A 19,431-nucleotide genomic window follows, 5' to 3' on the forward strand; every position below is an offset into this window, starting at 1 on the left:
CCTCACCGCCCCAAATGAGGCGGTGAACTTTACTCGCTTTACTTATTAATTACGAGCCTAAAAAAAACAGGTGTATCAGACAGATTGCAGGCGGGCGGGGTCGATATGGAACAGCGTGGAGAAGTTTTCCGTCGTCACGCGGGCCAGCTCATCAATGCTGACGCCCTTCAGTACGGCCATGTACTCAGCCACATCTCTCGTCATAGCGGGCTGGTTCTCTTTACCGCGATGCGGTACCGGTGCGAGATACGGAGAATCGGTCTCCACCAGAATGCGATCGAGCGGAACATAACGTGCAGCATCACGCAGTTGCTCAGCGTTACGGAACGTCACGATCCCCGAAAACGAGATATAAAACCCCAAATCAAGCAGCTTACCCGCCGTTTCACTGTCTTCTGTGAAACAGTGTAGTACGCCACCGCAATCCGTCACGTTTTCTTCCCGGAGGATCGCCAGGGTATCCGCACGCGCGTCGCGGGTGTGGACGATAACCGGCTTGTTCAGCTCCCGGCCAATGCGAATATGGTTGCGGAAGGACTCCTGCTGACGCGGTTTGGTTTCCGGCGTGTAAAAATAGTCCAGCCCGGTTTCCCCCATCGCCACCACGCCCTCTTCTGCTGCCAGTTGGCGCAGATCCTCAACGTCGTACGCCTCGTCCTGATTCAGCGGATGCACGCCGCAGGAGAACACCACGTTATCGCGAACGCCCACCAGCTCACGCATGGAGCGGTAGCCCGGCAGCGTGGTTGCCACCGCAAGACAGAATTTCACATCGCGGGCAGCGGCTTTTGCCAGCACGTCATCCACGTTTTTATGCAGGGATTGATAATCCAGGCCATCAAGATGGCAGTGTGAGTCGACTAAAAACATAATGTCTCTCTCAGAGATGGGAAACCGGCGGTGTGACGCCGGGTTGCAGGTAATGTTCGATACGCAGTAACTGGTCGGTCAGTAAAAGCTCGCGATTAAGGCCCGTCACGGTTAAAAGCTGTTCTCGGCTCTGGCAAATTTCATGAAGCATCGCATGAAGAATCGTCCCTGAGAGGCGGTTCGCCAGCGTATTCACCAGCGACCACGCATCCGGGTTGGTCAGCAGCGTTGCCCCTTGCTGAGTTTTGAGTGCATCCAGCAGCAACGAGGCCAGCCAGTGCAGACGCTCAACGGCCCGATCGCTGTTAAGCGCAGGCAATACGCTTAGCCAGTCGTGGTTATTCAGTGCCGTTTCAACAGCCCGGCAGAGCGTTTCTCGCTCTGACCATACGTCAGGCTGCAGTAATGCCAGCGCCGCCGCGGGCGCGCCGCTGCTCAGGCGCAAGGCGGTCAGCGCACTCTCAGGTGACGTTGTCACCTCGCGCTCAAGCCAGCTCAGCGCCCACGATTCCTGGGGCACCGCCAGGTGATGAAGACGACAGCGGCTGCGCAGCGTCGCCAGTAATCGTCCCGGGTCACGACACGAGAGGAAAAACCACGTTTTAACCGGCGGCTCTTCCAGGGTTTTCAGCAGGGCGTTAGCCGCCGCCTCGGTAAGCTGTGTGGCGTCTTTGAGCCAGACCACTTTAGCGCCGCCCAGTCGCGCGTGCTCGTACAATTTTTCACTGACTTCCCGCACGGCATCAATACCGAGCGCGCTTTTGCCCTTCTCAGGCTCGAGGGTGTAGTAGTCAGGATGCGTGCCCGCCTGCATCAGTTGACAGCCACGGCATTTACCACAGCTCTTGTGCCCTTCCGGCTGCTGACACATCAGAAAACGGGTGATGGCATAAATCAACGCATCATCACCCATCCCTGGCAATGCCTGAATCAGTAACGCATGATGCCCCCGACCCGCCTGATAGCTGCCGATCAGCTGTTCAAAGTGTGGGCGCAACCATGGATACCATTTCATGCCTGCTGCTCCTGCACCCACTGCGTAATGGTATGCTGAATGTCACGCGTGACGTCGTCCAGGGACTGCGTCGCATCGATGGTACAAATTGAGCTGTCCTGTGCGGCAAGTTCAAGATAGCGCGCACGGGTGCGGTTAAAGAAATCAAACGACTCTTGTTCAATGCGGTCCAGCTCGCCGCGCGCGCGGGCACGCTTGAGGCCCACTTCCGGGGTCACATCCAGATAGAGCGTCAGGTCGGGGCGAAAATCCCCCAGTACGGCATTACGCAGCGTGGCCAGCATGGTCTGGTCGATACCACGTCCTCCGCCCTGATACGCCTGAGTCGACAGATCGTGACGGTCACCGATCACCCACTTGCCGTCGGCCAGGGCAGGTTTGATAACCGTCTCAACCAGCTGAACGCGCGCCGCGTAGAACATCAGCACTTCGGCTTTGTCAGTGATAACTTCGTCACCGACGGATTTAATATCCAGCACCAGGCTGCGCAGCTTTTCAGCCAGCTGCGTGCCGCCCGGCTCGCGGGTAAATACCATGTCCGCCACGCCCAGCGCTTTTAGCGTATCCACCACCACGTTGCGGGCGGTAGTTTTACCCGCCCCTTCGAGTCCCTCAATGACAATGTATTTACTGCGCATTTTTTTCCTTAAGTGCCTTCAGATAGTCCTGAACAGAGCGATTGTGGCTGGCAAGGTTGGTGTTAAAGGTGTGTCCCCCTTTTCCATCAGCCACAAAATAGAGATACGGTGTTTTTGCCGGATGCGCGGCGGCTTTAAGCGACGCTTCGCTCGGCGTGGCAATCGGACCTGGCGGTAATCCGCTAATCACGTAGGTATTATACGCCGTTGGCGTCTCCAGATCTTTTCTTGAGATCTTGCCGGCATAGCTCTCGCCCATGCCGTAGATAACGGTAGGGTCGGTTTGCAGACGCATGCCGATGCGCAGACGGTTGATAAATACTGACGCCACCCGATCGCGCTCGGCGGCAACGGCAGTCTCTTTCTCGATAATTGAAGCCATGGTGACAAACTGGTTTTGATCTTTATACGGCAGCCCGTCCATTCGCCCTTCCCAGGCGGCATCCACGGCGGCGACCATTTTTTTGTGCGCCCGCTTAAGAATCGCCACATCAGTCGTGCCTGCGGTATACATCCAGGTATCCGGCCAGAACCAGCCTTCCACCCACTCAGGATGCTCAAACTTGAGCACGTCTGCCACCGTCTGATAGCTGTCATCCTTCAGGGTATGCTTAATATACGGGGCATCGCGCAGCTGTTTGAGGTAATCGCTCAGACGCATCCCTTCCACAAATCGCAGGGGGAACTGGGCTTCCTTGCCGCTTTCCAGCAGCTGCAGCATCTCTCTGACGGTCATTCCCGGCGTAAAGCGATAGGTACCGGCTTTGAAATGTGACAGCTCAGGCTCCACGCGCAATAACCACTGGAATACCCGTGGACGATTGATAATCTTGTCGCCATAGAGCTGTTCCCCAAGCGCCTGGCGGCCGGTTCCCGCTTTCAGGGTAAAGATCGTTTCGTCTTTAACCAGGATCTTGCTGTCAGCCAGCTGGCGAACTTTCCATACGCCAGCTCCGCCAGCGACGCCCAGCGCAACGATGAGGATAAGGACAAAGCGCAACATTTTTTTCATGACTATCTGGTTTGCTCACATATCGGGGCTAAAAACTGAAACAGCTCGCGCGAAGACCAGCGTTGTTGGCCATACGCACGGACGGGTACAACAGCCATCAGCGCATTGCAGATGATGACTTCATCTGCAGTCTGTAACGCGGCTTCTCCTGCGCTAACTTCGACAACGCGATAGCCAGAGCGTGCCAGCTGTTGCAGACAAAACTGACGCATTAACCCATTTACGCCAGCGTGTTCCAGCGACGGAGTGAACACCTCTCCCCCCTGCCGCCAGAGTAAATTAGCCGCACAGCATTCCGTAATGAACCCTTCGCTGTCAAGAACCAGCGCCTCATCGGCGTCCGTCTGTTCAAGATGAGTACGAATGAGCACCTGCTCGAGGCGATTGAGATGCTTAATCCCGGCCAGCATCGGGTTCCGTCCCAGTCGAACCGGGCTCAGCGTCAGCGTGACGCCGTCCTCTCGCCAGCGAGAATAATGCGCAGGATAAGCAGAAACGGAGAGAATACGCGTTGGGTTGATACACGATGCGGCGCTGTAACCCCGGCCACCACTGCCGCGGCTGATGATGACCTTGAGTACGCCGGTGTCCTTCCCGGTTGCCAGCTGGCACATTTCCTGGCGCAATGTGTCCCAGTGCGTAAAGGGGATCATTAACTTTTCACAGCCATGCTGCAGACGTCGAATGTGCGCCTCCAGATGGCAAACATGACCATCCAGAATGCGCGCCGTTGTAAAGCAACCATCACCGAACTGTATCGCCCTGTCGCTGGCAGGCAGCGTGTCCTGCTCAAGGCCATTGATTAAAAACATGGTGGCTCCTTATGCGTGGGCATTTAGTCTGGCAGGATGTCATGCAGCCGACAAGAAGATTAGGCTTAATAAAAAAGGCCCGGCAAGCGGACCTTTTTAAAAGCTATCGGGACGTCAGGATCAGATCTTTTTGAAGATCAGAGAACCGTTGGTGCCGCCGAAGCCGAAGGAGTTACACAGGGTGTACTCCATACCGCTAACCTGACGCGCTTCGTGAGGAACGAAGTCCAGATCGCAACCTTCATCCGGGTTATCCAGGTTGATGGTTGGTGGAACAGCCTGATCGCGCAGCGCAAGGATGGAGTAGATTGACTCTACTGCACCCGCCGCACCCAACAGGTGACCGGTCATGGATTTCGTGGAGCTCACCATTACGCGGCTGGCAGATTCGCCGAAGATAGACTTAACCGCCTGAGCTTCCGCTTTATCGCCTGCTGGCGTAGAGGTGCCGTGCGCGTTCACGTAGCCAATTTGTGCTGGGGTAATACCCGCATCACGGATCGCGTTTTCCATCGCCAGCGCAGCACCCGCGCCGTTCTCAGGAGGAGACGTCATGTGATAAGCATCGCTGCTCATGCCGAAACCAACGATTTCAGCATAAATTTTCGCACCGCGTTTTTTCGCGTGTTCGTACTCTTCCAGTACGATCATGCCCGCCCCGTCGCCCAGCACGAAGCCGTCACGGTCTTTATCCCACGGACGGCTCGCCGCCTGCGGGTTATCATTACGGGTAGACAGCGCACGCGCCGCACCGAAACCGCCAACACCCAGCGGGGTACTGGCTTTTTCAGCACCGCCCGCAACCATAGCATCTGCATCGCCGTACGCAATAATGCGCGCGGCCTGGCCGATGTTATGTACGCCAGACGTACAGGCGGTGGCGATAGAAATGCTTGGCCCACGCAGGCCAAACATGATGGTCAGGTGACCTGCCACCATGTTAACAATCGTGGACGGAACGAAGAACGGGCTGATCTTACGCGGGCCGCCATTCATCAGAGATGTATGGTTTTCCTCGATCAGGCCAAGACCGCCAATCCCGGAGCCGATAGCGGCGCCGATACGGGTTGCGTTCTCTTCCGTAATCACAAGGCCAGAATCCTGCATGGCCTGAACGCCAGCGACAATTCCATATTGAATGAAGGCATCCATCTTGCGCTGTTCTTTACGCGAGATGATCTCTTCACAGTTAAAATCCTTTACTAAGCCAGCAAATTTCGTTGCATAGGCGCTAGTATCGAAATGGTCGATTAGGCTGATGCCGCTCTGACCGGCAAGGAGAGCTTTCCAGGTGGACTCTACGGTATTGCCGACAGGAGACAACATGCCAAGTCCGGTCACAACTACACGACGCTTAGACACGTTTGTCCTCCAGGGAGGGATAAAAAAAGAGATTCGTGGGACTAAAAAAGATAAAACTCAGGCGGTCGAATGACCGCCTGGAGATGTTCACTTACGCCTGGTGACCGTTGATGTAATCAATGGCAGCCTGAACGGTGGTGATCTTCTCAGCTTCTTCGTCCGGAATCTCAGTATCAAACTCTTCTTCCAGAGCCATTACCAGCTCAACGGTGTCAAGAGAATCTGCGCCCAGGTCTTCAACGAAGGAAGCGGAGTTCACAACTTCTTCCTGCTTAACGCCCAGCTGTTCGCCGATAATTTTCTTAACGCGTTCTTCGATAGTGCTCATACTCTTAAATTTCCTATCAAAACTCGCTTTCGCGATGGTTTTCGTAGTGTATAAAATGTTGAAAAATTTGCAACTAAATCCCGGCAGTTCGTACCACGATTTTACGTTATTTTGAGGCCATTCGCCCTAATAACGCAAATATTTTTCATCGTGGTTAAACCATATACATCCCGCCGTTGACGTGGAGGGTCTCACCAGTGATGTAACCCGCTTCGTCAGAGGCTAAAAATGCAACCGCACTGGCGATTTCTTTAGGGTCGCCAAGACGACCCGCCGGAACTGCCGCCAGCGTACCCGCACGCTGCTCATCAGTCAGCGCACGCGTCATGTCCGTTTCAATAAAGCCCGGAGCAACAACGTTTACCGTAATACCGCGGGACGCAACTTCACGCGCCAGCGACTTACTGAAACCAATCAGACCTGCTTTCGCCGCAGCGTAGTTAGCCTGACCAGCATTTCCCATGGTACCAACCACAGAACCGACAGTGATAATACGACCATGACGCTTTTTCATCATAGCGCGCATTACCGCTTTTGACAGACGGAATACAGATGACAGGTTGGTTTCGATGATATCGTTCCACTCGTCGTCTTTCATTCGCATTAACAGGTTATCGCGAGTGATCCCGGCATTGTTTACCAGAATATCCACTTCGCCAAACTCTGCGCGAATATTTTCCAGAACAGATTCGATAGATGCAGGTTCAGTCACATTCAGTACCAGACCTTTACCGTTTGCACCCAGATACTCGCTGATGGCCTGAGCGCCATTCTCGCTGGTTGCTGTACCAATCACCTTCGCGCCGCGCGCAACCAGTGTTTCAGCAATTGCACGCCCGATACCGCGGCTTGCGCCAGTGACCAGGGCGATTTTTCCTTCAAAACTCATGGTATTCCTCTTTTATTGCGAGAGTGCCGCTGACATCGCTTCCGGCTCGTTAATCGCCGAGGCTGTCAGGGTGTCAACAATACGTTTTGTCAGACCGGTGAGGACCTTACCTGGGCCGACTTCATACAGATGCTCAACGCCCTGAGAGGCCATAAACTCAACGGTTTTGGTCCACTGTACCGGGCTGTAGAGCTGGCGAACCAGTGCATCACGGATAGCTTCCGGCGTGGTTTCGCATTTCACATCGACGTTGTTCACAACGGAAATCGTCGGTGCGTTAAACGTAATTTTTTCCAGCTCAACCGCCAGCTTCTCGGCGGCAGGCTTCATCAGCGCACAGTGAGAGGGCACGCTGACCGGCAGCGGCAGCGCACGTTTAGCACCCGCAGCTTTACAGGCCGCACCTGCACGTTCAACCGCTTCTTTATGGCCGGCAATAACCACCTGGCCCGGCGAGTTGAAGTTAACCGGAGAGACCACCTGGCCTTCAGCAGATTCTTCACATGCTTTTGCAATTGCAGCATCATCCAGACCGATGATGGCAGACATACCGCCCGTGCCTTCCGGCACCGCTTCCTGCATGAATTTGCCGCGCAGTTCCACCAGACGTACCGCGTCAGCAAACGCGATCACACCGGCACACACCAGCGCAGAGTATTCGCCCAGGCTGTGACCCGCGAGCAGCGCGGGGGCTTTACCGCCCTGCTGCTGCCAGACACGCCACAGCGCAACGGACGCGGTCAGCAGCGCGGGCTGGGTCTGCCAGGTTTTGTTCAGCTCTTCGGCCGGCCCCTGCTGGGTCAGCGCCCATAAATCATAACCCAGTGCATCAGAAGCTTCACGGAAAGTCTCTTCAATGACCGGATAGGTTGCTGCCATTTCAGACAACATCCCAACGGTTTGAGAGCCCTGGCCCGGGAACACAAAAGCAAATTGCGTCATTTTTTATTCCTTATCCTAGAAACGAACCAGCGCGGAACCCCAGGTGAACCCGCCACCGAAGGCTTCAAGCAAGACCAGCTGGCCCCGTTTGATTCGTCCATCGCGTACCGCTTCATCAAATGCGCACGGTACCGACGCCGCAGAGGTGTTGCCATGACGATCCAGCGTCACCACAACGTTATCCATCGACATGCCCAGCTTTTTCGCGGTCGCGCTGATGATACGCAGGTTCGCCTGATGCGGCACCAGCCAGTCGAGCGCGGAGCGTTCAAGGTTATTCGCTTCCAGCGTTTCATCAACGATGTGCGCAAGCTCAGTCACCGCCACCTTGAACACCTCGTTCCCTGCCATCGTCAGGTAAATCGAGTTGTCCGGATTAACGCGATCGGCGTTAGGCAGGGTCAACAGTTCGCCGTAGCTGCCATCAGCATGCAGATGCGTCGAGATGATACCCGGCTCTTCGGACTGCCCCAGCAGCACCGCGCCCGCACCATCACCAAAAATAATGATCGTTCCACGATCGGTAGGATCGCAGGTGCGCGCCAGCACATCAGCACCGATCACCAGCGCATATTTAACGGCACCGGATTTCACGTACTGATCGGCAACGCTCAGCGCATAGGTGAAACCTGCGCACGCGGCAGCGACGTCAAACGCCGGACAGCCTTTAATGCCGAGCATGTTTTGCACCTGGCACGCCGCGCTTGGGAAAGCGTGCGTGGCAGACGTCGTGGCGACCACGATCAAACCAATCTGTTCTTTATCAATGCCCGCCATTTCGATAGCACGCTGTGCGGCTTCGTAACCCATGGTCGACACGGTTTCGTCTGGCGCGGCAATACGACGTTCACGGATACCTGTGCGCGTGACAATCCACTCGTCAGACGTATCTACCATTTTTTCCAGATCGGCGTTGGTACGCACCTGTTTTGGCAGGTAGCTGCCGGTACCTAAAATCTTCGTATACATGTACGCTCAGTCACTTTTAGCTAATACAGATTCCAGGCGAGCGGCAATCCGCTGAGGGACTTGTCGCTGCACCGCCTGCACTGCCTGTTCAATCGCGACAGCAAATGCTCGCTGATTGGCGGCGCCATGACTCTTAATCACGATGCCGCGCAATCCTAACAGACAGGCGCCATTATACTGGTCGGGGTTGAGGTGACTGAATCGCCGCGTCAGGCTCTTTTGTAACCAACGCTTCAATAAAATCAGCCACCAGGCGCTTTTTTTGCCTTCTCCCTGAGATTTCAGCAGAGAAAGAAACATGCGCACGACCCCTTCCATGGTCTTCAACGTTACGTTTCCGGTGAAGCCATCGCACACCAGAACATCCGTTTTCCCCGTCAACAACTCATTGGCTTCGAGATAACCAATATAGTTGATGGAGGGAACCTGTTTGAGCAATTCAGCCGCTTCGCGAATGCTGTCCAGGCCTTTGGTCTCTTCTTCACCAATGTTCAGTAACGCAACACGGGGAGTGTTGATCCCGACGACTTCTTCTGCCAGCACCGATCCCATCACGGCAAACTGAGCCAGCATAGTACTATCACAGTCGACGTTAGCGCCCAAATCGAGCACCACCGTCTTGCCCTTCTGCTGATGCGGTAACACCGTCACCAGCGCCGGACGCTCAATACCTTCAATAGGTTTGAGCAGTAATTTCGACAGCCCCATCAGCGCGCCGGTATTCCCCGCGCTGACGCAAGCCTGAGCTCGCCCTTCTTTCACCAGCTCCAGCGCTACCCGCATAGAGCTGCCACGACTATTGCGAATAGCCTGCGAAGGTCGGGCATCACTGGCAATAACTGACTGCGCAGGAATAATCTGCAGACGCGAACGTTGTTCAAAGTCAGCTTTTGCGAGTAATGGCGTGATTGCGTCGGGATTGCCGACTAAAAGAAGTGTGAGTTGCGAATTAGAATTCAGTGCCTGCAATGCTGCAGGCACTGTCACGGAAGGGCCAAAATCTCCCCCCATGACATCTAACGCCAGGGTTAGACGTGTCAAGGTATCGTCGCAGCCTGGTTCGGTAAATTCCCCGTTTGCACGGGGAAATCCTCACTAAGCCTAATCACGCTTGCGCGTGATTACTTAGTGATAACCTTGCGGCCGCGGTAGAAACCGTCAGCGGTGATGTGGTGACGCAGGTGTTTCTCACCAGAAGTCTTGTCTACAGACAGGCTGGTAACTGCAGTCAGCGCGTCATGGGAACGACGCATGCCACGTTTGGAACGGGTTGGTTTATTCTGTTGTACGGCCATGGACCTTACTCCTCAATTACTTACGCTTTAAGCTGGCTAATACGGCAAATGGGTTTGGTTTTTGCGCTTCATCAGGCAGTTCCCCAAAGACCATGTCCGCCTCGGACACTTCACAGTGTTCAGAATCATGCACCGGAACCACTGGCAAGGTGAGGATGATTTCATCTTCAACCAGAGCCAGAAGATCGATTTCACCGAATTCGTTAACCTCAATCGGCTCATACGCTTCCGGGAGTGCTTCAGCCTGTTCGTCAGAACGAACCGGACTGAAACAATACGTTGTGTGAACATGCTGTACAAACGGTTTCCCGCAACGCTGACACTCGAGCGTTACCGTCACCTTTGCATCACCGGTTAAAACGGCGAGACGCTGGTTGTCGATAGCGAACGACATGGAGCATTCTACATCACTGTCCACACTGACTACGGATTCGGCAATACGCTCAGCCTGATCGGAAGTATAGATACCTTCGTAATCGAGGCGTTTTTGAGCCGTACGAACCGGATCAAGAGTCAGGGGTAATTTTACCTTTTGCATAGGGCGCGCATATTAACTTTGTAACGTCATAGAGTCAAAGAAAAAGGCAACCAGAGCTGCCTTTTGCCAATTATTCGCACACATTGCGGCCTGTAGTTTAAAATGGCTGGCATCGATACGCTATATCTGGTGATAAAAATATGCCAAATCTCGTCCTTGCTTCCACGTCTCCCTACCGCCGAATGCTGCTGGAAAAGCTCGGGATCCCGTTTGAATGCGCCGCGCCAGAGGTTGATGAGACGCCACAGCCGGGCGAGTCACCGCGTCATCTGGTAACGCGTCTTGCTAAAGAGAAAGCGCAGTCGCTGGCCGCACGCTATCCTTCGCATTTGATTATAGGCTCCGATCAGGTTTGCGTGCTGGACGGCGAAATCACCGGCAAGCCCCATACGGAGGAGAACGCCTGCCAGCAGCTTCTGCGCGCGCGAGGCACTATCGTGACCTTTTATACGGGCCTGGCGCTCTATAACTCCGCCACCGATCATCTGCAAACGGAGTGTGAACCGTTCGACGTACACTTCCGCCATCTCAGCGAGCAAGAGATTGTGGATTATGTGCGTCGGGAACGTCCGCTGAACTGTGCGGGGAGCTTTAAAAGTGAAGGATTGGGGATTGCGCTGTTCGACAAGCTGGACGGTCGCGATCCCAACACGCTGGTGGGGTTACCGCTGATTGCCTTGTGTCAGATGTTAAGACGAGAAGAGTGTAATCCGCTGACCATGTGACTGGGACGCTGCGGCCTGATGCCCTCACCCCGGCCCTCTCCCACAGGGAGAGGGAGGAAAGCAAAATCAGCCGCGCAGAACCTTAAGACAGCGTTTCAACTGCTCATCCAGCGGCGCTTCAATACGGATGACTTCACCGGTATTCGGATGGGTAAACTTCAGCGCTGCCGCATGCAGGAACAGACGCGACAGTCCCGTCCCCGCCAGTTGCTTATCAAACTCGCGGTCGCCATAGCGGTCATCAAAGGCGATGGGGTGCCCTGCAAACTGCGTATGCACGCGGATCTGGTGGGTACGACCGGTCACCGGACTGCAGCGCACCAGCGTGGCAAACTCATAGCGCTCTTCAACCTTAAAGCGCGTCTCAGACGGTTTCCCTTCCTGGCTCACGCGGACAATACGTTCACCGCTTTGCAGAATGTTCTTCAGCAGCGGCGCCTGCACCACTTTTACATGGGACTGCCACTGACCGCGCACCAGCGCCAGATAGTCTTTCTGCATCCCTTTTTCACGCAGCTGTTCATGCAGCGAACGCAGCGCGGAACGCTTTTTCGCCACCAGCAGTACGCCTGAAGTGTCACGGTCAAGACGGTGTACCAGCTCAAGGAAGCGCGCTTCCGGGCGCAGGGCACGCAGCCCTTCAATCACGCCGAAGCTCAGACCGCTACCGCCATGGACTGCCGTTCCTGACGGTTTATTGAGCACCAGAATGTGGTCATCTTCGTAAAGGATGACATCGCTCAGGGCCGCCACTTTCTGCAGCTTTGGTGAAACGGTCTCTTCTTCACGTTCCGCAACGCGGACCGGCGGAATACGCACTTCGTCACCGGCTTCGAGTTTGTACTCGGGCTTCACGCGTTTTTTGTTAACCCGCACCTCGCCCTTACGCAGGATGCGATAAATCATACTCTTTGGCACACCTTTCAACTGGGTGCGCAAAAAGTTATCGATACGTTGCCCCGCGTCATCTTCGGCGATGGCAACCATTTTTACGGCTGGAGTCTCTGTTTTCATGGGTGGCGATTCTAAATATCGTCAGCCATTAGCGCCACTCATTTTTCTATGCTTATATTTACTTTTATCCGGCCTGCTTCCCGTTTCGCGCAACCGATTTGGTGGTTATTAAACCAATCGCCATTCTGAAGTGAAGAAACTGTGAGTAACCGGGTGATAATTGGTAAAAGTCATCTTGCTATAACCCGGCGAGCAGTGGAATAATGAGGCTGTTTTCCGTGTTAAATCCTGGTTAAGTAAGGATGTTGACGGAATGACCAATTTTGTCTGACCGATCATCCACGCAGCAATGGCGTAAGACGTATTGATCTTTCAGGCAGTTAGCGGGCTGCGGGTTGCAGTACTTCCCGGTATAAGGATTGTTCTCTGGAGAGTTCTACCCAGGCAATTCCCCTGATAATTGCGCTGTGTTTCCGTATGAAATACAGGCAACCGACACTCTGCGCCTCTTAAGCGAGCGACAACCGTGAGGTTGGCGACGTGAACAGACACGAGGCCATCGGTTCATACCCCGGAAAGCGTCACCTTGCCCGCAGCTTTGTCGTCAATGTAAGAATAACGAGTAAGTTACGATGAAAAGAATGTTAATCAACGCAACTCAGCAAGAAGAGTTGCGTGTCGCCCTTGTGGATGGGCAGCGCCTGTACGATCTGGATATCGAAAGTCCTGGACACGAACAGAAAAAAGCGAACATTTACAAAGGTAAAATCACCCGCATTGAACCAAGCCTTGAAGCTGCATTTGTCGATTACGGTGCTGAGCGTCATGGTTTCCTCCCCCTGAAAGAAATCGCCCGCGAATATTTCCCTGCAAACTACAACGCCCATGGCCGACCAAACATCAAAGATGTTCTGCGTGAAGGTCAGGAAGTTATCGTTCAGATTGATAAAGAAGAGCGTGGCAACAAAGGTGCCGCACTGACCACCTTTATCAGCCTGGCAGGGAGCTATCTGGTGTTGATGCCTAACAACCCGCGTGCGGGTGGCATCTCTCGCCGTATCGAAGGTGATGACCGTACCGAGCTGAAAGAAGCGCTGGCAAGCCTCGAACTGCCTGATGGCATGGGTCTTATCGTGCGTACCGCGGGCGTGGGCAAATCAGCCGAAGCGCTGCAATGGGACCTGAGCTTCCGTCTGAAGCACTGGGAAGCCATCCAGAAAGCAGCGGAAAGCCGCCCTGCTCCGTTCCTGATCCACCAGGAAAGCAACGTGATCGTGCGTGCCTTCCGTGACTATCTGCGTCAGGACATCGGTGAGATTCTGATCGATAACCCGAAAGTGCTTGAACTGGCGCGCCAGCACATCGCCGCGCTGGGTCGTCCGGATTTCACCAGCAAAATTAAACTGTACACCGGTGAAATCCCGCTGTTCAGCCACTATCAGATCGAATCCCAGATTGAATCCGCCTTCCAGCGTGAAGTGCGTCTGCCGTCCGGCGGTTCTATCGTTATCGATACCACTGAAGCGCTGACCGCTATCGACATCAACTCCGCGCGTGCAACTCGCGGCGGCGATATCGAAGAGACCGCCTTCAACACCAACCTTGAAGCCGCTGATGAAATCGCCCGCCAGCTCCGCCTGCGCGACCTGGGTGGTCTGATTGTTATCGACTTCATCGACATGACCCCTGTTCGCCACCAGCGTGCGGTAGAAAACCGTCTTCGCGAAGCGGTGCGTCAGGACAGGGCGCGTATCCAGATTAGCCATATCTCACGCTTTGGCCTGCTGGAGATGTCCCGTCAGCGCCTGAGCCCGTCGCTGGGTGAGTCCAGCCATCACGTTTGCCCGCGCTGCTCCGGCACCGGTACCGTGCGTGATAACGAATCGCTGTCCCTCTCTATTCTGCGTCTGATTGAAGAAGAAGCGCTGAAAGAGAATACCAAAGAGGTGCACGCGATTGTTCCTGTGCCAATTGCCTCCTACCTGCTGAACGAAAAACGAGCTGCGGTAAGTGCTATTGAAGCGCGTCAGGGTGGCGTTCGCTGCATCATCGTGCCAAACGACCAGATGGAAACTCCGCACTATCACGTGCTGCGTGTCCGTAAAGGTGAAGAGACGTCCACGCTCAGCTACCTGCTGCCGAAGCTGCACGAAGAAGAGATGGCCCTGCCTTCCGATGAAGAGCCAGCCGAGCGCAAACTGCCTGAGCAGCCTGCGTTAGCGACCTTTATCATGCCAGAAGCCCCACCGGAAGCGGCCCTGGAAAAACCTGTGGCTAAACCTGAAGCGCAGAAACCAGCAGCAGCGAAAGCCCAGCCGGCGCAGCCGGGTCTGCTGAGCCGCTTCTTTGGCGCGCTGAAGAAGATGTTTGCTGAAGAAGAAGCTCAGCCAGAACAGCCGAAGGAAGAGCCAAAAGCGGCCAAGCCTGAACGCCAGCAGGACCGCCGTAAGCGTCAGAACAACCGCCGCGATCGTAACGACCGTAGCGATCGTAATGACCGCAGCGAGCGTCGTGACAACCGCGACAACCGTTCTGAAAATAACGAAGGTCGTGAGCAACGCGAAGACAACCGTCGCAACCGTCGCGAGAAACAGCAGCAGAATGTTGAAGATCGTGAAATTCGCCAGCAGGCGGGCGATGAGTCTGAGAAGAGCAAACAGCGTGACGACCAGCAGCCGCGCCGTGAACGCAACCGTCGCCGTAACGACGAGAAGCGTCAGGCACAGCAGGAAGTCAAAAACCTGAACCGCGAAGAGCCTGTTGAACAGCAGGACGGCGAGCAGGAAGAACGTACTCAGGTTATGCCGCGCCGTAAGCAGCGCCAGCTTGCTCAGAAAGTCCGCTTCGCCTCAGAAGCAACCGAAGAGTCAACCGTTGTCGCAGTTGAAACCCGCGAGAACGCAACCGGCACGCAGCTGGCGAAAGTTGATCTGCCAGCGGTCGTTGAAAACAACGTTGAGCAGGATGAAAACGGTGAAAACCGTGATAACGCCGGAATGCCGCGCCGTTCACGCCGTTCCCCACGTCATCTGCGCGTCAGCGGCCAGCGCCGTCGTCGCTATCGTGACGAGCGTTACCCAACTCAGTCGCCAATGCCGCTGACCATTGCCTGTGCTTCGCCAGAAATGGCTTCCGGCAAAGTCTGGATCCGCTACCCTGTTGCTCGCCCGGAGCAGGTTGTTGAAGAGCAGCCTGTAACCGAAGTGGTGATTGCACCTGCGGCAGCGGTAGAAGACGTTGTGACTGAAGCGGCAACCGTGGTTGAACCTCAGGTTGTTGAAACGGAAGCACCTCAGGCAGTTGAAGTCGAAACCACTCATCCGGAAGTAATTGCCGCGCCGGTTGATGCCGCACCGCAGCTTATTGCTGAAGAAGATGTCGTGGTGGCTGAGGAAGTTGCTGAAGAGGCTGAACCTGTAGCCGCAGTGGAAGACACCGCTGAAGCCACCGTCGAAACCACCACTGAAGAAGTCGTTCAGGACGTTGAGATTGAGGTTGAACCGGTTGTTGAAGAACCGAAAGCGCCTGAAGTGAAACCTGAACCGGTTGTCTCTGCGCCAGCCGCTGCCCACGTGGCGACAGCACCGATGACCCGCGCTCCGGCGCCGGATTACGTGCCAGAAGCTCCGCGTCACAGCGACTGGGTTCGTCCGGCGTTCAGCTTCGACGGTAAAGGCGCTGCTGGCGGCCACAGTGCAACGCATCAGGCGACTGCACCGGCAACGCGCCCGCAGTCTGTCGAATAACGACGCTGAAAGTAAAAAGCCGACCTTAGGGTCGGCTTTTTTTATGGATGCTGCACAGGCCTTCTCATCCCGGAGACCTCCGGCATGACCTGCCGCATCAGCTCAAGAAAACGCCGCAAGCGTGCCGGATAATAACGGGACCAGGGGTAAACCAGATGCACCGGCAGCGCCGCTGGCTGCCACTCCGGCAGCAAATGCACCAGCCGCCCTTCCCGAATATCATCCTGTACCGTCCAGCTGGATACCACCGCCACACCGAGACCGGTGAGCACCGTATTGCGTGCGACATACAGGCTGTCGGTGCTGAGGCGTGGCGTAATAGCAATCCGCGCGGTGGCGGACGAGGCATCGTGAAAAAGCTCCACGTGGCGCTGGTAGAAAGAGCTGATCGCTATCCAGGGAAACTGCTGCAAATCCTCCGGCGTGGTAACCGCTGGAAAACGGGCCAGCAGTGCCGGAGAAGCGACTACCGAGCGCGGCACTTCCGCCAGCAGCACGGATACGGTCGCCGGATCGACCTCCACGCCCACCCGAATAGCACAGTCAAGGTTGTCGCCGAGGAAGTCAGCTGACCGATCGTTGAGCATCCACTCAATCGAAAGCTGCGGGTAGCGTTGCAAAAATTCGGTTACGGGTTTCAGAAGCTGATCCTGACCAAACGCGTGGGGTGCACGCACCCGCAGCACGCCTACGGGCTCATCTTCCGTCTGCCCCACCTCATCTTCCAGCGCCAGCCAGCTGTCAATCACCCGACGAGCGTGCTGATAGCAGCGTTCGCCGTCATCCGTCAGCCGCGTCGTGTGGGTGGTGCGCAGTATCAGGCGCACGCCCAGCATGGTCTCCAGCGACTGTAGCCGTCTGCTCACCGTGGCCTGGGTGGTGGCCAGCTGCCGTGCCGCCGCAGAGAGGGAACCCGCCTCCACTATCCGGACAAACGTCCGCATTAGCTCCACCCTGTCTATACGCTCAGCTCTTTTCATTGCATTTTCACTTATACGTTAAACGTATAAGCGTTTTACCACCGGGCCCGCTACCGTCGCAAGGCGTACTGATAAAAAATAGCCGCACACGACGAATGAGGAACAACTTATGAACACAACAACGACTCCCCATGCTGTAAGCCGCTGGGTGATTTTTATGCTGGCTCTGGGGGCCGGTTTCAGCGTGGCATCAATCTATTACGCGCAGCCCCTGCTGCCGCTGATGGGTGCCGATCTGCATCTGAGCATTGAAGGTATGGGTCTGGTTCCAACGTTAACTCAGGCAGGCTATGCGCTCGGTATCCTGTTCCTGCTTCCCCTGGGCGATCGCCACGACCGCAGGACGTTAATTCTGATTAAAAGCGCAGCGCTGGCGCTGTTTCTTCTCGGCTGTAGCCTGACCGGGCAGATCCATTCTCTGCTGCTGGCAAGCCTGCTCATCGGCATGGCCGCCACCATGGCACAGGATATCGTCCCTGCTGCGGCGATTCTTGCGCCAGAAGGTAAACAGGGGAAAACCGTGGGCACGGTAATGACCGGGCTGCTGATGGGTATCTTATTATCAAGAACCGTGAGCGGCGTAGTGGGCGAAGCGTTTGGCTGGCGCGTCATGTACCAGCTGGCGGCGGCGAGCATTACCTTCATCGGGGTGATGATGTGGTTTGTGCTTCCCCGTTTTGCCATTCACTCCACGCTGAGCTACCCCGCGCTGATGCGCTCAATGGAACATCTGTGGCGTCGTTATCCGGCGCTGCGCCGCGCGGCGCTGGCTCAGGGTTTTCTGTCGATTGCCTTCAGCGCCTTCTGGTCAACGCTCGCGGTCATGCTGCTGGAACGCTATCACCTTGGTAGTGCCGTAGCGGGTGGTTTTGGTATTGCGGGTGCGGCCGGTGCGTTAGCTGCCCCGCTGGCGGGGGGTCTGGCGGACAAACTGGGCGCAGGAAAAGTCACGCAGCTTGGTGCAGTTCTTGTGACCGTCTCATTCGCCCTGATGTTCCTGATGCCCGCGCTGAGCGTTCATGGACAGCTGATGCTGATCGCCGTCTCTGCCGTCGGGTTCGACCTGGGTCTGCAGTCCAGCCTGGTCGCTCACCAGAACCTGGTCTACAGCCTTGAACCGCAGGCGCGCGGTCGTCTTAATGCCCTGCTCTTTACGGTGGTCTTTATCGGGATGGCGCTGGGCTCCGCGTTAGGCAGCAATATCTACTCGCTGGCTGGCTGGACGGGCGTGGTCGCGCTGGCCACCGTCTGTGGCGTCATTGCGCTGGTCATCCGTCTGATAGAAAGCGCGCGTGTCGCCTCCGTACCGGCAGAAGCCGCATAAAAAAAATGCCCAATCCAGACGGATTGGGCAGTAAAACATGCCCAGTTTCAAGACATGTTCCAAGAGGTCAAGATGTTATTTGTTCAGCTGGAACAGAGACATGCCCTGCATATCGCTAAACGCTTTATAAGACGCCTGCAAGGCCGCCTGCTGCATGGTGTAAGAGGAAATCGCTTCGTTCCAGTCGACATCCACCAGATCACTCATCTGCTTAGTCTGACCCAGGGCACGGTCATCTCCCAGCGTATCGAGTTTTTCCAGTTCGTTCATCTTGGTTCCCACATCCGCAACGACCGTCAGGACGTTGTTCTGGGCGTTTTTGATGCCGATCTGCGCATTGGCAATCACCTGGTTTTGCGCCGTTGCGGCAGCCGGATCGTTCTCAATCGGTGTCTTCAGGGACGCAATGGCAGAATCCAGGATTTTGAACATGTTGGTCTGGCCATATCCACCGCCCGGCAGCTGTTCCGCATTACTGGTAATGCTTTCGAAAATTTGCTGTCCGGTATGGCTAATGGTCATATTTCGCGCCGTATCAACCTGCTGCGAGATGGCCTCTGCGCCGCCGTTATAATCCCCGGTCACGGCATCAAACGGTGCGCTCTCGGTTTTGTATCCCGCAAAGATAAAGCGGCCATTGCCATCCGTCGTGTTGGCCAGGTTCATCAGCTGATCGCGGATCCCCTGGATATCGGTCGCCAGAGAAAGACGGTCGTCATCGCTTAATGTGCCGTTGGACGCGTAAACTAACTTCTCGCGCACGCTTGAGATTGCGGTGTTCACTTGGGTTAACACGTTATCTTCCAGCGAGACCTTCTGCGTTGCAAAGGTACGCGCAAGCGCGAACTGGCTGTTTTGCGACTGAGATTGCGACAGAACGATGGCCTGCGACGCGGCGATAGGATCGTCCGAAGGACGGTTAACGCGCTTACCGGTGGACATTTGCTCACCGTAGCTCAGCCATCTGCTCTGGGAATCAGTGATCCCGCGCATGTTCTGCTCATACATCATCTGGGTGCTAATACGCATTAT

General features: G+C 55.5%; 19 protein-coding genes. 3 read left to right on the forward strand and 16 right to left on the reverse strand.

Features of this window, described 5'->3' with window-relative positions; all coding sequences use genetic code 11:
- Positions 1-75 precede the first annotated feature (75 nt).
- The 13 genes from ACDO57_RS09140 to yceD form a co-directional block, all read right to left on the reverse strand.
- Entirely contained in the window at positions 76-870 is a 795-nt protein-coding gene (locus ACDO57_RS09140) for a metal-dependent hydrolase (RefSeq protein ID WP_370883870.1), read from the reverse strand.
- A 10-nt stretch (positions 871-880) separates the two neighbouring features.
- A complete protein-coding gene (gene holB / locus ACDO57_RS09145) occupies positions 881-1,885 on the reverse strand; it encodes a DNA polymerase III subunit delta' (protein WP_090417355.1) in 1,005 nt (334 codons plus the stop codon).
- Positions 1,882-2,523, reverse strand: coding sequence for a dTMP kinase (tmk, locus tag ACDO57_RS09150; RefSeq protein ID WP_063144628.1), 642 nt, complete (start codon positions 2,521-2,523; stop codon positions 1,882-1,884). The genes holB and tmk overlap by 4 nt, the downstream gene beginning before the upstream one ends.
- Positions 2,513-3,535 (reverse strand): cell division protein YceG, encoded by a 1,023-nt coding sequence (gene yceG / locus ACDO57_RS09155; RefSeq protein WP_032650855.1) that lies wholly within the window; start codon positions 3,533-3,535, stop codon positions 2,513-2,515. The genes tmk and yceG overlap by 11 nt, the downstream gene beginning before the upstream one ends.
- Positions 3,536-3,537: 2 nt before the next feature.
- Positions 3,538-4,347: an aminodeoxychorismate lyase gene (gene pabC / locus ACDO57_RS09160; protein ID WP_370883871.1), complete on the reverse strand. Its 810-nt coding sequence runs from the start codon at positions 4,345-4,347 to the stop codon at positions 3,538-3,540.
- Between the two features lie 120 nt (positions 4,348-4,467).
- On the reverse strand, positions 4,468-5,709 hold the full coding sequence (fabF, locus tag ACDO57_RS09165; protein ID WP_024909028.1) for a beta-ketoacyl-ACP synthase II: 1,242 nt from the start codon (positions 5,707-5,709) through the stop codon (positions 4,468-4,470).
- 91 nt (positions 5,710-5,800) lie between these two features.
- A complete protein-coding gene (acpP, locus tag ACDO57_RS09170; protein WP_003857954.1) occupies positions 5,801-6,037 on the reverse strand; it encodes an acyl carrier protein in 237 nt (78 codons plus the stop codon).
- Between the two features lie 154 nt (positions 6,038-6,191).
- Positions 6,192-6,926, reverse strand: coding sequence for a 3-oxoacyl-ACP reductase FabG (fabG, locus tag ACDO57_RS09175; RefSeq protein ID WP_008500795.1), 735 nt, complete (start codon positions 6,924-6,926; stop codon positions 6,192-6,194).
- Positions 6,927-6,938: 12 nt separating this feature from the next.
- Positions 6,939-7,868: an ACP S-malonyltransferase gene (gene fabD / locus ACDO57_RS09180; RefSeq protein WP_024909026.1), complete on the reverse strand. Its 930-nt coding sequence runs from the start codon at positions 7,866-7,868 to the stop codon at positions 6,939-6,941.
- 15 nt (positions 7,869-7,883) lie between these two features.
- Positions 7,884-8,837 (reverse strand): beta-ketoacyl-ACP synthase III, encoded by a 954-nt coding sequence (locus ACDO57_RS09185; RefSeq protein WP_008500797.1) that lies wholly within the window; start codon positions 8,835-8,837, stop codon positions 7,884-7,886.
- 6 nt (positions 8,838-8,843) lie between these two features.
- A complete protein-coding gene (plsX, locus tag ACDO57_RS09190; protein ID WP_024909025.1) occupies positions 8,844-9,878 on the reverse strand; it encodes a phosphate acyltransferase PlsX in 1,035 nt (344 codons plus the stop codon).
- Positions 9,879-9,958: 80 nt separating this feature from the next.
- Positions 9,959-10,132, reverse strand: coding sequence for a 50S ribosomal protein L32 (gene rpmF / locus ACDO57_RS09195; RefSeq protein ID WP_003857964.1), 174 nt, complete (start codon positions 10,130-10,132; stop codon positions 9,959-9,961).
- Positions 10,133-10,148: 16 nt separating this feature from the next.
- Positions 10,149-10,670 (reverse strand): 23S rRNA accumulation protein YceD, encoded by a 522-nt coding sequence (yceD, locus tag ACDO57_RS09200; RefSeq protein WP_014883375.1) that lies wholly within the window; start codon positions 10,668-10,670, stop codon positions 10,149-10,151.
- Between the two features lie 140 nt (positions 10,671-10,810).
- Here yceD and ACDO57_RS09205 point away from each other — a divergent pair, with 140 nt between their 5' ends.
- On the forward strand, positions 10,811-11,395 hold the full coding sequence (locus ACDO57_RS09205) for a nucleoside triphosphate pyrophosphatase (protein WP_370883872.1): 585 nt from the start codon (positions 10,811-10,813) through the stop codon (positions 11,393-11,395).
- A 66-nt stretch (positions 11,396-11,461) separates the two neighbouring features.
- On the opposite strand, the gene rluC is transcribed toward ACDO57_RS09205, so the two are convergent.
- Positions 11,462-12,409: a 23S rRNA pseudouridine(955/2504/2580) synthase RluC gene (rluC, locus tag ACDO57_RS09210; protein WP_024909023.1), complete on the reverse strand. Its 948-nt coding sequence runs from the start codon at positions 12,407-12,409 to the stop codon at positions 11,462-11,464.
- Positions 12,410-12,981: 572 nt separating this feature from the next.
- On the opposite strand from rluC, the gene rne reads away from it, so the two are divergent.
- Positions 12,982-16,095, forward strand: coding sequence for a ribonuclease E (rne, locus tag ACDO57_RS09215; protein ID WP_370883873.1), 3,114 nt, complete (start codon positions 12,982-12,984; stop codon positions 16,093-16,095).
- Between the two features lie 41 nt (positions 16,096-16,136).
- On the opposite strand, the gene ACDO57_RS09220 is transcribed toward rne, so the two are convergent.
- Complete coding sequence (locus ACDO57_RS09220; RefSeq protein WP_370883874.1) at positions 16,137-17,075, reverse strand: LysR family transcriptional regulator; 939 nt, start codon at positions 17,073-17,075, stop codon at positions 16,137-16,139.
- A gap of 109 nt (positions 17,076-17,184) precedes the next feature.
- Here ACDO57_RS09220 and ACDO57_RS09225 point away from each other — a divergent pair, with 109 nt between their 5' ends.
- Positions 17,185-18,399, forward strand: coding sequence for an MFS transporter (locus ACDO57_RS09225; RefSeq protein ID WP_370883875.1), 1,215 nt, complete (start codon positions 17,185-17,187; stop codon positions 18,397-18,399).
- A gap of 75 nt (positions 18,400-18,474) precedes the next feature.
- Here the strand turns inward: ACDO57_RS09225 and flgL are convergent, their stop codons facing one another.
- Entirely contained in the window at positions 18,475-19,428 is a 954-nt protein-coding gene (gene flgL, locus ACDO57_RS09230; protein ID WP_024909019.1) for a flagellar hook-associated protein FlgL, read from the reverse strand.
- Positions 19,429-19,431: the final 3 nt, after the last annotated feature.

Origin of the sequence: Enterobacter cloacae complex sp. 2015409, assembly GCF_041365315.1 — a bacterium.
GTDB lineage: Bacteria > Pseudomonadota > Gammaproteobacteria > Enterobacterales > Enterobacteriaceae > Enterobacter > Enterobacter pseudoroggenkampii.

Excerpts from the sequence above, each read along its gene's own strand:
- holB (WP_090417355.1), bottom strand. The coding sequence starts at position 1,885 with ATGAAATGGTATCCATGGTTGCGCCCACACTTTGAACAGCTGATCGGC.
- ACDO57_RS09205 (WP_370883872.1), top strand. The coding sequence starts at position 10,811 with ATGCCAAATCTCGTCCTTGCTTCCACGTCTCCCTACCGCCGAATGCTG.
- yceD (WP_014883375.1), bottom strand. The coding sequence starts at position 10,670 with ATGCAAAAGGTAAAATTACCCCTGACTCTTGATCCGGTTCGTACGGCT.
- tmk (WP_063144628.1), bottom strand. The coding sequence starts at position 2,523 with ATGCGCAGTAAATACATTGTCATTGAGGGACTCGAAGGGGCGGGTAAA.
- ACDO57_RS09220 (WP_370883874.1), bottom strand. The coding sequence starts at position 17,075 with ATGAAAAGAGCTGAGCGTATAGACAGGGTGGAGCTAATGCGGACGTTT.
- flgL (WP_024909019.1), bottom strand. The coding sequence starts at position 19,428 with ATGCGTATTAGCACCCAGATGATGTATGAGCAGAACATGCGCGGGATC.
- fabG (WP_008500795.1), bottom strand. The coding sequence starts at position 6,926 with ATGAGTTTTGAAGGAAAAATCGCCCTGGTCACTGGCGCAAGCCGCGGT.
- fabD (WP_024909026.1), bottom strand. The coding sequence starts at position 7,868 with ATGACGCAATTTGCTTTTGTGTTCCCGGGCCAGGGCTCTCAAACCGTT.
- ACDO57_RS09185 (WP_008500797.1), bottom strand. The coding sequence starts at position 8,837 with ATGTATACGAAGATTTTAGGTACCGGCAGCTACCTGCCAAAACAGGTG.
- pabC (WP_370883871.1), bottom strand. The coding sequence starts at position 4,347 with ATGTTTTTAATCAATGGCCTTGAGCAGGACACGCTGCCTGCCAGCGAC.
- ACDO57_RS09225 (WP_370883875.1), top strand. The coding sequence starts at position 17,185 with ATGAACACAACAACGACTCCCCATGCTGTAAGCCGCTGGGTGATTTTT.
- ACDO57_RS09140 (WP_370883870.1), bottom strand. The coding sequence starts at position 870 with ATGTTTTTAGTCGACTCACACTGCCATCTTGATGGCCTGGATTATCAA.
- yceG (WP_032650855.1), bottom strand. The coding sequence starts at position 3,535 with ATGAAAAAAATGTTGCGCTTTGTCCTTATCCTCATCGTTGCGCTGGGC.
- rpmF (WP_003857964.1), bottom strand. The coding sequence starts at position 10,132 with ATGGCCGTACAACAGAATAAACCAACCCGTTCCAAACGTGGCATGCGT.
- rluC (WP_024909023.1), bottom strand. The coding sequence starts at position 12,409 with ATGAAAACAGAGACTCCAGCCGTAAAAATGGTTGCCATCGCCGAAGAT.
- rne (WP_370883873.1), top strand. The coding sequence starts at position 12,982 with ATGAAAAGAATGTTAATCAACGCAACTCAGCAAGAAGAGTTGCGTGTC.
- acpP (WP_003857954.1), bottom strand. The coding sequence starts at position 6,037 with ATGAGCACTATCGAAGAACGCGTTAAGAAAATTATCGGCGAACAGCTG.